General features: G+C 72.5%; 7 protein-coding genes. 3 read left to right on the forward strand and 4 right to left on the reverse strand.

What is annotated here, in order from left to right; genetic code table 11:
* Positions 1-84: 84 nt before the first annotated feature.
* Entirely contained in the window at positions 85-699 is a 615-nt protein-coding gene (locus NFU81_RS03335) for an RBBP9/YdeN family alpha/beta hydrolase (RefSeq protein WP_251484785.1), read from the forward strand.
* Between the two features lie 32 nt (positions 700-731).
* Here the strand turns inward: NFU81_RS03335 and NFU81_RS03340 are convergent, their stop codons facing one another.
* Positions 732-2,009 carry a sulfite oxidase gene (locus tag NFU81_RS03340; RefSeq protein ID WP_251484786.1) on the reverse strand — a complete coding sequence of 426 codons (1,278 nt, stop codon included), beginning with the start codon at positions 2,007-2,009 and terminating at the stop codon, positions 732-734.
* A gap of 275 nt (positions 2,010-2,284) precedes the next feature.
* Here NFU81_RS03340 and NFU81_RS03345 point away from each other — a divergent pair, with 275 nt between their 5' ends.
* Entirely contained in the window at positions 2,285-3,253 is a 969-nt protein-coding gene (locus tag NFU81_RS03345) for an aldo/keto reductase (protein WP_251484788.1), read from the forward strand.
* 89 nt (positions 3,254-3,342) lie between these two features.
* Here the strand turns inward: NFU81_RS03345 and NFU81_RS03350 are convergent, their stop codons facing one another.
* The 3 genes from NFU81_RS03350 to NFU81_RS03360 form a co-directional block, all read right to left on the reverse strand.
* Complete coding sequence (locus tag NFU81_RS03350; RefSeq protein WP_251484789.1) at positions 3,343-7,347, reverse strand: Ig-like domain-containing protein; 4,005 nt, start codon at positions 7,345-7,347, stop codon at positions 3,343-3,345.
* A gap of 208 nt (positions 7,348-7,555) precedes the next feature.
* The gene (locus NFU81_RS03355; RefSeq protein ID WP_251484790.1) at positions 7,556-9,265 is read right to left on the reverse strand and encodes a purine-cytosine permease family protein; all 1,710 of its coding nucleotides are present in this window, start codon (positions 9,263-9,265) and stop codon (positions 7,556-7,558) included.
* Between the two features lie 368 nt (positions 9,266-9,633).
* Positions 9,634-10,728 carry a substrate-binding domain-containing protein gene (locus NFU81_RS03360; RefSeq protein WP_251484791.1) on the reverse strand — a complete coding sequence of 365 codons (1,095 nt, stop codon included), beginning with the start codon at positions 10,726-10,728 and terminating at the stop codon, positions 9,634-9,636.
* A gap of 115 nt (positions 10,729-10,843) precedes the next feature.
* On the opposite strand from NFU81_RS03360, the gene NFU81_RS03365 reads away from it, so the two are divergent.
* Positions 10,844-11,302 carry a MarR family winged helix-turn-helix transcriptional regulator gene (locus NFU81_RS03365; protein ID WP_251484792.1) on the forward strand — a complete coding sequence of 153 codons (459 nt, stop codon included), beginning with the start codon at positions 10,844-10,846 and terminating at the stop codon, positions 11,300-11,302.
* Positions 11,303-11,313 lie beyond the last annotated feature (11 nt).

An 11,313-nucleotide genomic window follows, 5' to 3' on the forward strand; every position in this document is an offset into this window, starting at 1 on the left:
GGTGCCGCGCACTGGATAGGGTGCGGCAACCGGAGGCGGGGACAAGGACGTCGGCCTCTTCGACACGGCGAGAAGTGAGCGACCATGACCGACGTCCCTGGCGGGCACCGCTTCGTGATCCTGCACGGCTGGCAGAACCACCGGCCCGTGGGCCACTGGCAGCACTGGCTGGCCGGGCGGCTTGCAGACCTGGGCCACGAGGTGGCCTACCCGCAGCTGCCGGAGCCCGACGACCCCGATCTCGCGGTGTGGCTCGGGCAGTTGCGTACCCTGCTGGCCGGGCCGCGGGAGCGGCCGGTCACCGTCGTGTGCCACAGCCTGGCCTGCGCGCTGTGGCTGCACGCCGTCGCCCGCGGGGAGCCGGCGGCGCCCGTCGAGCGGGTCCTGCTGGTCGCCCCGCCGTCGGGCGGCTTCCTGCGGCAGCACCCGCAGGTCGCCGCGTTCGCGCCGCCGCCGCTGACGCACCGGCAGGTGGCGGGTGCCGCCGGGCGCACCCGCGTCGTCTGCGGCGACGACGACCCGTGCTGCCCGGAAGGCGGTGCGGCCGAGTTCGCCGCACCGCTGGGCCTGCCCGCCGACGTCGTCACCGGCGGCGGGCACCTCAACCCGGACTCGGGGTACGGCCCCTGGCCCTCGGTCCTCGACTGGTGCCTGGCCCCGCCGGGCGACGACACCCCGCTACGGGGCCGCGACACGTAGGAGAACCGCGGTGCCGGCGGCCGCCCGGCCGGTCAGGAGGCGGCGAGGACGGTGACCGGGTGGTGGACGACGGCGCCGAAGAGGTAGCCCTGGTCGTTGGGCGTACTGCTGTCCGGCTGGCGGCGGCCCGCGGTGTCGGTGGCGCGGGCCAGCAGGGCCGTGGGACCTGCCGCCGTCGGGTGCCAGTCGGCCGACCAGCGCGACCAGGCGTGCGGGCGGGGCTCGTCGTGCAGCCGCGCGGGGCGCCAGGTGGCGCCCGCGTCGGTGCTCACCTCGACCCGGCGGATGCCGCCCGCGCCCGACCACGAGCGGCCGGTGAGCCGGTGGCTGCGGCCGGCGGTGAAGGCCGCGCCGTCCTGGAACTCGAAGGCGCTCTTGACGGTCTGCCGGGTCAGCGGGTCGCTGCCGCCCGGCGGATAGGCGGCGCCGAAGAGCCGGTAGAAGTCGGTGTTCCAGGGGGAGTACAGCGGCTCGGCCGACACCTCGATGTCCCCGACCCACTTGATGTTGGCGATGCCCACCCAGTCGGGCACCACCACGCGCACCGGGAAGCCGTGGTCGTAGGGCAGCGGGCGGCCGTTCATCTCGTACGCGAGGACCACGTCGTCCAGGGCCTTGGCGTACGGCAGCGGGCGCCGGACGTGGCCGAGGTTCGCCCCGCCTGACACCCACTCGTCGTCCAGGCCGCGCGGCTGCAGGTCCACGGTGTGCGGGCGGGCGCCGGCCAGTCGCAGCACCTCCGCAAGCCGCACCCCGCGCCAGCGGGCCTGGCCGATCGCACCCAGGGTCCACGCGGTGCCGCTGACGGTGTCGCCCTGCTGGGTGGTGTAGTACGAGCGGCCGTTGCCCGCGCACTCGACGAACGAGTCGACCGTCACCGACGGCAGCCTGCGCAGGTCGCGGTAGCCGAACTCGACGGGCCGGTCGAGCCCCGGCCCGCCGCGCAGACCGCTGCCCCACAGCTTCAGGCTCCAACTGTCCGCGTCCAGCACCGGTGTCGAGGTGTGGTTGCGGACGAAGAAGCGGTCGACCGGAGTGAGGTAGCCGGTACCGCGCAGCGCACTCCAGTTGGTCTCCGCGTTGGTGCCGCGCACCGTGAACAGCTCGGGCGGCAGCGGCTTGACGATGCCGGGCGGCGGCGGTGTGTCGGCGGCCGCGGCAGGGCGGGGCAGCGTGCCGGCCGCGGCCACCACGCCGGCGGCGGTGGCCAGCCGCAGCAGGTCGCGCCGGGACACGCCCTCCGCGCGGGCCTGTCCCGCCAGCCACTGGTGCAGCCGGCGGCGGTCGTAGACGTGCTCTTCCACGGACATGTGCATCGACTCCTCGACGGGAGGGGGGACCGCGCGCGGGGAAGGCGGCGCGGGAACGCGGGCATGCCTCGGCCGCGGAGCGGCGGCACGCCGGGGGGAGGTGGTGGGTCAGCGACAACAGCCGTGCAGCGGACAGCGGCACGCGGCAGGGGAGCGGCGGTTGTCGTGGGCGATCACGGGGCCGATGCTAGCGTGCGAACGGCCGCCCGGGGGAGCCGATCACCGACCCGGATCGGCCGTCGGCGGGCGTCGGCGCCGACGTAGGCTGATCGGCCATGGACTATAGGAAACTCGGCTCGACCGGTCTCGACGTCTCCCGTATCTGCCTGGGCTGCATGAGTTACGGCGTTCCCGACCGCGGCACCCACAGCTGGACGCTCGACGAGGAGGCGACCCGGCCGTTCGTGCGCCGGGCCGTCGAGGCCGGGATCAACTTCTTCGACACCGCGAACGTCTACTCCGACGGCACCAGCGAGGAGATCGTCGGCCGGGCGCTGGCCGACTTCTCCCGTGACGAGATCGTGCTGGCCACCAAGGTGCACGGCCGGATGCGACCGGGTCCCAACGGCGGCGGGCTGTCCCGCAAGGCGATCCTGACCGAGATCGACCACAGCCTGCGCCGGCTCGGCACCGACTACGTCGACCTCTACCAGATCCACCGCTGGGACCCGACGACTCCGATCGAGGAGACGATGGAGGCCCTGCACAACTTGGTGAAGGCCGGCAAGGCCCGCTACATCGGGGCGAGTTCGATGCACGCCTGGCAGTTCTCCAAGGCGCAGTACATCGCCGAGCGGCACGGCTGGACCCGTTTCGTCAGCATGCAGAACCACTACAACCTGCTCTACCGCGAGGAGGAGCGGGAGATGATGCCGCTGTGCGCCGACCAGGGCGTCGGTGTCATCCCGTGGAGCCCGCTGGCCCGCGGCCGACTCACCCGGGCCTGGGACGCCACCAGCGCGCGCAGCCAGACCGACGGGTGGGGCATGAGCCTGTACCGGGACACCGACCGGCACATCGTGGACGCCGTCGCGGGCATCGCCGATGAGCGCGGAGTCACCCGCGCCCAGGTCGCGCTGGCCTGGCTGCTGCGGCAGCCCGGGGTGACCGCGCCGATCGTGGGTGCCACCAAGCCGCAGCACCTGGACGACGCGATCGCCGCGGTCGACCTGGAGCTGAGCGACGAGGAGTGCCGGCGCCTGGAGGAGCACTACTCCCCGCGCGGCATCGCCGGCTTCGCGTAGGGGGTGGCCGGCAGGCCGTAGCAGTCCCGACGCGAGGGAGCGGCCCGGCCGTTCGGCCGGACCGCTCCCGGTTCTCCGCGCGGCGCCCGCTACGCCGCGGTCACCGCCACGGTGGCGGCCTGCGCCGGTGTGCCGGTCGGGTCCTGGGCGGTGGCCCTGAACGTGTGCGGCCCGGCGGCCAGCCCGCCGGTCCCGGTGCACGTCCAACTGCCGCTGTCGGAGACGGTGGCCGTGCACAGCGGCGCGTCGTCGGACGTCACGGTCACTTTCGCGCCGGGCTCCGCGGAGCCCGAGACGGCCGGGGCCGCGCCGACGGTGCCGCCCGCGGCGGGCGAGGTGATCGCCACCGGCGGCGCGAAGCCGGTGACGTCCGGTACGCCGTCACCGCTGATCTTCACCGCCACGCTGTGCACGGTCAGCTGGCCGCCGCCGTTGCGCAGCCGGAAGTCGGCAGCGGAGTGCTGCTGGCCGCCGAAGTAGGCGTCGGTCACGGTCACCGTCGCGGTCTTCCAGGTGCTGGTGCCGGTCAGCGTGATTCCCGGGGCCGACTTGTACGGGTCGGAGCTGCCGTTGTCGTACTGCACCGAGAACGACCCGGTGCCCTGGTCGTAGTAGGAGATCGTGAAGGTCGCCGTGTAGTAGCCGGCGTGCGCGATCGAGTCGTCGACGTCGAAGTAGATGTTGCTCTGGGTGCTGGTGCGTGCCGACAGGCCGTCGACCACCGCCGCGGTCGTCGGGCCGTCGAAGCCGCCCGAGGGCCGCTCGTCCTCGCCCATGCCGTACGCGTGGTTGTCCGTGCCGACGACCGCGCCGACCACGGCGGTGCCGGGCGGCAGGTCGGAGGCGTCGAAGGCGACCCCCGCGGAGGCGTCGCTCGCCATGCCGGTCGGGTCGGCGACGGTCGCGGTGGCGGTCTGCCGCCCCGGGGTGAAGCCGCCGCCGGGGGCGCAGCTCCACGCGCCGGCGTCGTCCGCGGTGGCGGTGCACAGCACGCCGGACGCCTCGCGTACGGTCACCGTGCCGTCGGGGATCGCCGTACCGGACACCGCGGAGGCGAGCTTGACGGTGGCGCCGGTGCGCGGGGTGGTGATCACCGGGGCCGGCGGGAAGGCGTGCCGGCCGGGCACCCAGGCGCCGGTGACCGTCATGCCGACGCTGTGCACGGTGACCGGGCCGCCGGACGAGTGCAGCCGCAGGTCGGCGCCGCCCGCCTGCAGCCCGCCGAAGTAGCCGCCGGTGAGGGTGACTTCCGCGGTCCTCCAGGTGTCGCTGCCGGTCAGCGCGATGGTGCCGGCCTCGTGGTAGCGGTCCTGGGAACCGGCGTCGTACTGCACGGACAGCGAGCCGGTGCCGGCGTCGTAGTACGACACGGTGACCCTGGCGTCGTAGGACCCGGTCGCGGCCACGTCGTCGCCGACGTCGAAGGACAGGTCGCCCTGCGCGGTGCGGGCGCTGAGCCCGGCCACGTCGGCGGCCGTGCTCGGGGAGCCGGCGTCCTCGGTCTGGCTGAGGCCGTAGGCCCGGTTGGTGGCGCCGAGCACGGTGCCGACGGTGGCGCTGCCGGACTGGGTGGCGGCGTCCAGGCCGAGCTGGACGCCGCCCAGGTGCCGGGCCGCGGTCGGCGCGCTGCCGGTGACCTTCGCGAAGGGCAGGGCGGTGGTGGGCGCGGCGACCTGCTGGACGAGGTAGGACTCGCCGGCCTTCACCGGGACGTTGAGCAGGCCGGCGGTGGACCCCTGCACCACCACGTGGCCGTTCCTGCCGTCCACGACCTCGGTGCGCTGTCCCGGCCACGGGTTCTTCACCCGCAGGGTGCCCGAGGTGCCGGCCTCGATGGCGGCGGTGACCAGCCTGCCGCCCTGCACCTGCACGTCGACCTTGGTCCTGCCCTTGACGTGGACGCTGCCCGCGCCGTCCCACTGGCCGGGCCAGGCCGGTGCGAAGCGGATGATGCCGTCGTAGTCCTGCGCGAGGGCCTCGGCGACCGCGGTCGCGACGCCGGACTCCTGCTCGATGTAGGGCTGGTAGCCGACGGAGTTGCCCAGGTCGGCGAAGCCGTTGGGGTAGACTTGGTGGCCCTCGGTGAGCGAGATCAGGTTGGCGCGCACCTCGTCGGGGTTCTGCAGCCGGGCCGCGTCGATGGCGTCCATCGACCAGTCGTTGCCGCCCTTGTTGGGCCGGTGGGCGTAGCTGCGCTGCTCCAGCGAGAACAGTCCCGCGTCCTGGTCACTGATGGTGTTCCAGGGCCACAGCGGCTCCAGTTCGATGTTCTCGCCGTTCCTGCGCTGCGCCGCCGGCTCGTAGGAGATCGCCAGCATGTCCGTGCCGGTGGCGTCGGCCGCCGCGGTCTCGGCCGCGGTGTAACCGGGGTTGAGCAGCTGGGTGCGGGTGGCCTGGTCGGTCCGCGGGTAGGGCGGGATCTGCGCCTGCGCGGTGGCGACCCGGGCCACCAGGGCCTTGTCGGCGCCGCGTTCGGTGCCCAGCACCTTCGCGATCCTGCCGATCAGCGGGAAGACCGCCTGGTCCAGCGCGATGTCGGTGGTCGGGTCCTGCACCGCCCACTGCGTCTCGTGCGCGTTGGCGTTGGCGTGCAGCAGCCCGTCGGCGCCCACCGTCTGGTAGGCGAGCTGGAATTCGGTGACGGACTTGATGAACGGCCAGTACCGCTTCAGCGCGGCCTTGTCGCCGGTCGCCTCGTACTGCTCCCACATGTAGAGGGCGATCTCCGGTCCCGAGGAGATGTCCAGGGCGTTCCAGTTGGGGCTGCCGGGCTCGCTGCACGAGCCGTTCTCGCCGACGCCGGGCGAGATGCCGTTGCCGTTGAAGCGCATGGTCTCCGACACGCAGGAGCCGGGGCGGCCGCCCATCTGCTGCTTGGTCCACGCCTCGATGGCGGGCAGGTCGTCGGAGTACATGTCGAAGATCGGGGTGTTGAGCTGGTAGTTGCCGCTGCTCATGTTGGCCGCGATCTGGGTGCGCAGATTCCACAGCCAGTACGCCGACGGCGTCCAGGTCTGGGTGTCGCGGTTCCAGGCGAACATGTCGGCCTCGCCGGCCTGGCTGCCCGGGTAGATGCCCTTCTTCATCGACGCCGCCTCCTCGTAGAGGTACAGCGTGCGCAGGTTCTCGACGTACTCGGCGCTGCCGTCGGCGGAACTCATCGCGATCAGGCCCGAATGCGCCCAGAAGCGGTCCCACCAGCGGTCCTGTGCGGACATCAGGCTCAGTACCGGCGCGGTCGCGTCATGGCCGATCACCTTGGCGGCCGTCGTGGCGGCGTCGCCGCCGGTCCAGCCGGGGGAGGCCACGACGACCCGGAAGGTGCCGTCTGCGTGCGGTCTGAAGCCGACCTTCACCTGGGTGGGGCCGGCGACGCTGGTCGTCACCTGGCGGCCGCCCGCGGTGATGGCGGCAAGCGATCCGAAGGTCCGGCCGCTGCCGATCGGCGGGGCGCTGTCGGCCCAGGTCTCGGCGAGGGTGCCGACCGTGCCGGACACCGCGGCGGTGGGCTTGCGCGGCGACCACAGGTCGATCGCGGCGGTCTGCGGCACGTCCGGGTCGGCGCCCGAGACGTCGACGATCAGCTCGTCCTTGCCGGCGGCGACCCAGGCCTTCAGCGACATGCCACCGCCCGACTCGCGCAGCACCCCGTCGGTGAGGTCCAGTTGCCCGTGGAAGTCGGCGGCGTGCGAGATGACGGACAGGCCGGGGATGGTGAGCCGGCCGGGGGACTTGCGGTCGGGCATGGTGTCGGACCGGTTGAGCTGGGCGGTGAAGCCGCCCGCGGCCCAGGCGGCCACGCCCAGCGATCCGTTGCCGAGCGGCATGGAGGCGGTGGGGTCGGAGTTCGGCGAACCGAGCACGATGTCGGAGCGGCTGACGACACCCGCCGGGTCGAGGGTGAGGTTTCCGTGCTGCCAGGCGGTGGTCGGTCCCGAGGCGGCCGCGGCGGTGCCCGCGTCTGCCACGGCGGCGCCCGCGAGGGCGGTGAGCGCCGCCGAGCAGAGCGCGACGATCCGTCTGTACGGAACCCGCCGGCGACGGCGGGGGAAGTTCTGCACGATGCCCTCCAGGGCGATACGGCTTCCAGTCAACGGTGTTGACGTAGTAGTCCGATGAATGCGCCTGCTCTCGTGCATGACTCCTCTACCGCGTGCGGAAACAGGGCGCCGGGCGCACTTAACATCGGATGACTGTTGTTCTAGACCACCCATGGCGACGGCGTAAAGACCTCGGACGCACGAAGTGCCGGTCCGCGGACAATCCTCCGCGGACCGGCACTCCTTGTCGCAGCCGGCGGCGTCACCCTGCCGCGGTCGTCGGCATCCCGAGGTCGACCGGCCCGCCGGCCCCGCGCGCGGCGGGCTTGCAGGCGTCGTGGCAGGCCTTCTCCAGGGAGCAGCACAGCGAGCAGATCGCGCCGCCGTGGAAGGGGCAGCCGGCCATGTCCGGGCGCTCGAAGTCCTCCGCGCAGACCGAGCAGGTCATGGTCGCCGCCGACAGCAGGCCGTCCTCCTGGAACAGCGGCTCGGCCTGGTCGTCGGTGCGGGCGATGTAGTAGCGGCCCTTGGTGGCCAGCGCGAGCAGCGGTGAGAGCACCATCGCCACGACCAGCGCGATGAACGGCGAGAACGCCTTGCCGTACGCGCCGAAGGCGTGGAAGTACGCGGCGATCGACACGGCGGAGGCCACCAGCATCGAACCGAAGCCCACCGGGTTGAAGTTGTACAGGTGGGCCCGCTTGAACTCGATGTAGGACGGGCTGAGCTTCAGCGGCTTGTTGATCACCAGGTCGGCGACGACCGCGCCGATCCAGGCGATGGCCACGTTGGAGTAGAAGCCGAGCACCGTGTTGAGGAAGCCGAAGACGCCGCCCTCCATCAGGGCCAGCGCGATGCCGACGTTGAGGAAGATGTAGACGACCCGGCCGGGGTGCCGGTGCGTCAGCCGGGAGAAGAAGTTCGACCAGGACAGCGAACCGGAGTAGGCGTTGGTCGTGTTGATCTTGATCTGCGAGAGGATCACGAAGAAGGTCGCCAGGCCCAGCGCGACCGGGGCCGCGAAGGTGTGGATGCCGGAGACGTACTGCTGGATCGGCTCGTTCGCCTTGGCCAGGCCGATGTGCCCGGCGATGTAGAAGGCCAGGAAGGCGCCGCCGATCTGCTTGGCCGCGCCCAGCACCACCCAGCCGGGGCCGGCCGCGAGTACCGCGGTCCACCAGCGGCGGGCGTTGGCCGGGGTCTTGTCCGGCATGAAGCGCAGGTAGTCCACCTGCTCGCCGATCTGCGCGATCAGCGACAGCGCCACACCGGCGCCCGCGCCGATCCCGAGCAGGCTGACCGAGGAACCAGTGGGCGAGTTGCCGGCGAAGTGCGTGAACCGCGAGAAGGCGTGCGGGTCCTGGATCGCGATCGACACGAACGGCGCCACCATCAGGACCAGCCAAACCGGTTGGGTCCACACCTGCATCGTCGACAGCGCGGTCATCCCGTAGAAGACCAGCGGCAGGATGATCAGCGCGCAGATCAGGTAGCCCACCGCCAGCGGGATGTGCAGGCCGAGGTCCAGCGCCTGGGCCATGATGGAGCCTTCGAGGGCGAAGAAGATGAAGGTGAAGCTGGCGTAGATGATCGACGTGAGGGTGGATCCGAGATAGCCGAATCCGGCGCCTCTGGTCAGCAGGTCCATGTCGATGGAGTATTTCGCCGAGTAGTACGAGATCGGAATTCCGGTGAGGAAGATGGTGACCGCGGCGGCCAGGATCGCGATCAGCGCGCTGCCGAATCCGTGCGAGATCGCAATCGAGCCGCCGATCGCGAAGTCGGCGAGGTAGGCGATACCGCCGAGCGCCGTGGTGGCCACCACGTAGGGGGTCCAGCGGCGGAAGGACTTGGGCGCGTAGCGCAGCGAGTAGTCCTCCAGCGTGGTGTTCTTCGTCCAGCCGTTGTACCGGCGGGTCGTCGTACCGGTGGCGCCGCCGGGAGGCGCCGGTGTGTCGACCGTGTCCGTCACGAGAACTCCCTTTTCCGTCCGCGGTGTGCGTCCGCCGCCTCGGGACGCGTCCCGGGCGGCGTTGGAAGAGTCCCGCCGGTTTGTTTCTCGGTGATGTCGGGTTCTTTAAATGCGTGACGCGCGGCCGGGAAATGCGTGACGCGCGTAGAACGAAAGGAAAGGGTATCCCGGGGAAAAGTGGTGATCCGCTGTCCGAATCCGCGCGGCGGAATTCGGCGGCGCGCATTCTGGCGGGCGGCAGGCGTACGGCCGGAGCGCGGCCGGGCGCGGATGCGGCGCGAAGGGCGCGGGCGGCGCCGGCCGAGCGGCAGATGCTTCCCCTAGAAAGTATTTCCTGGGGAAGGTAGTGTCAATGCCCGGAGGGGGGTTCAGAGTTGGGCGACGACCGCGAAGTCGAAGGTGTCCGCCCTGGCCAGGTAGACCCGCTGGTCGAGGTGGTTGCCGCGCAGCCGCAGCGCGCCGCGCGGGCCCTCGTAGCCGACCGAGTCCCGTACCGCGTGCATCGCGCGTACGTCCGTCGAACCGGCCCGCTCGGCCAGCGCGCCGAGCAGCCGCAGCCCCTCGAAGCACGACTCGCCGAGGCTGCCCACCACCGGCGCGTCCACCCCGAAGCGGCGGGCGAAGCGCCGGTTGAAGTCCAGGCTCTCCGCGGTGGCCAGCGTCTCGAAGTAGCCCGCCGCCGACCACAGCCCGGTGGTGCCGCCGGCGCCGCTGGCCAGCAGCATGTTCTCGTCCATGTGGGTGCTCAGCCGCTGGCATCGGTCGTGCAGCCCGCAGGCGGCGAAGGCCCGGTTGAAGCCGACCGCGTCCGCGCCGACCAGCAGCATCAGCACCGCGTCCGCCTCGGTCCGCTCGATCTGCCGCAGCACGGGACCGAAGTCGGCGCCGCCCAGCGGCAGCAGCGCCTCGCCCACCGTCCGCCCGCCGCAGTCCCGCGCGTGCCTGCGGGCGGCGGCCGCGGTCACCCGCGGCCACACGTAGTCGTTGCCGACGGTGAACCAGCGCCGTACGCCGGTCGCTTCGGCCAGCAGCCGCATCGCCGGCAGCAGGTGGCGCCGGTCGGTCTCCCCGGTGAGGAAGACCCCGGGGGTGCGCTCGCCGCCCTCGTACTGCGCGGTGTAGACGTACGGCACCAGGTGCGCGATCCGCGGAGCCAGCGCCCGGCGCACCGCCGAGATGTGCCAGCCGACCACCGCGTCCACCGCGCCGAGCCGCACCAGCGCCTCGACCTCCGCCGCCACCTGGTGCGGCGGCCCCGCCCCGTCCACCGGGACCAGCCGGACCTGCCGGCCCGCGACCCCGCCGGCGGCGTTCAGCTCCTCCGCCGCCAGCTGCGCGGCCAGTTCGCAGGACGGGCCGAGGATGCCGCCGGGGCCGTGCAGCGGGACGACCAGCGCCACCGTGAGCGGCGGATCGGTCCCGGCCGTGACCGGGCCGCGGGCCGGCTGCGGTTCCGGGAGCATGCGGCCACCTCCGTGAGGCGCGTACGGGTACGAGGAAGGTCGACCCGGTCCCGGCGCCCTCGCAGAGACCTCTAATGTGGCCGAACAGTAGACCTGGGAAAGGACACCGGCAAACATGCCCTCGGATCCGGCACGGCAGCCCGGGCGTGACCTCGCGCTCGTCCTGAGCCGCGCAGAACGCCTCATGGTGGCGCGGCTGTCGGAGCTGCTCGCCGCGGAGGACTGCTCGGTCGAGCAGTGGCGGGTGCTCAGCGCGGTGGCGGACGGCGGCGGGCACCCCATGACGGAGATCGCCGACTACGCGCTGATGCCCGCGCCGAGCCTGACCAAGCTGGTCGACCGGATGGTCGCCGACAACCTCGTCTACCGCAGGGCCGACCCCGGTGACCGGCGCCGGGTGCTGCTCCATCTGGCCGCGCGCGGCCGCATCCTGCACCAGCGCGCCGCCCACCGGGTGGCCGAGGACCACGCCAGGGTGCTCGCCGCGCTCGGTGACGGCGGCGGTCTGGCCGCCGCCCTCACCCTGCTCGCCGACATCGCGGGCGACGGCCCGCGCGCCCGCCTTCCCGGCTGACCGGCCCTCCG

The sequence above is a fragment of the Actinacidiphila cocklensis genome (assembly GCF_907177275.1).
GTDB lineage: Bacteria > Actinomycetota > Actinomycetes > Streptomycetales > Streptomycetaceae > Actinacidiphila > Actinacidiphila cocklensis.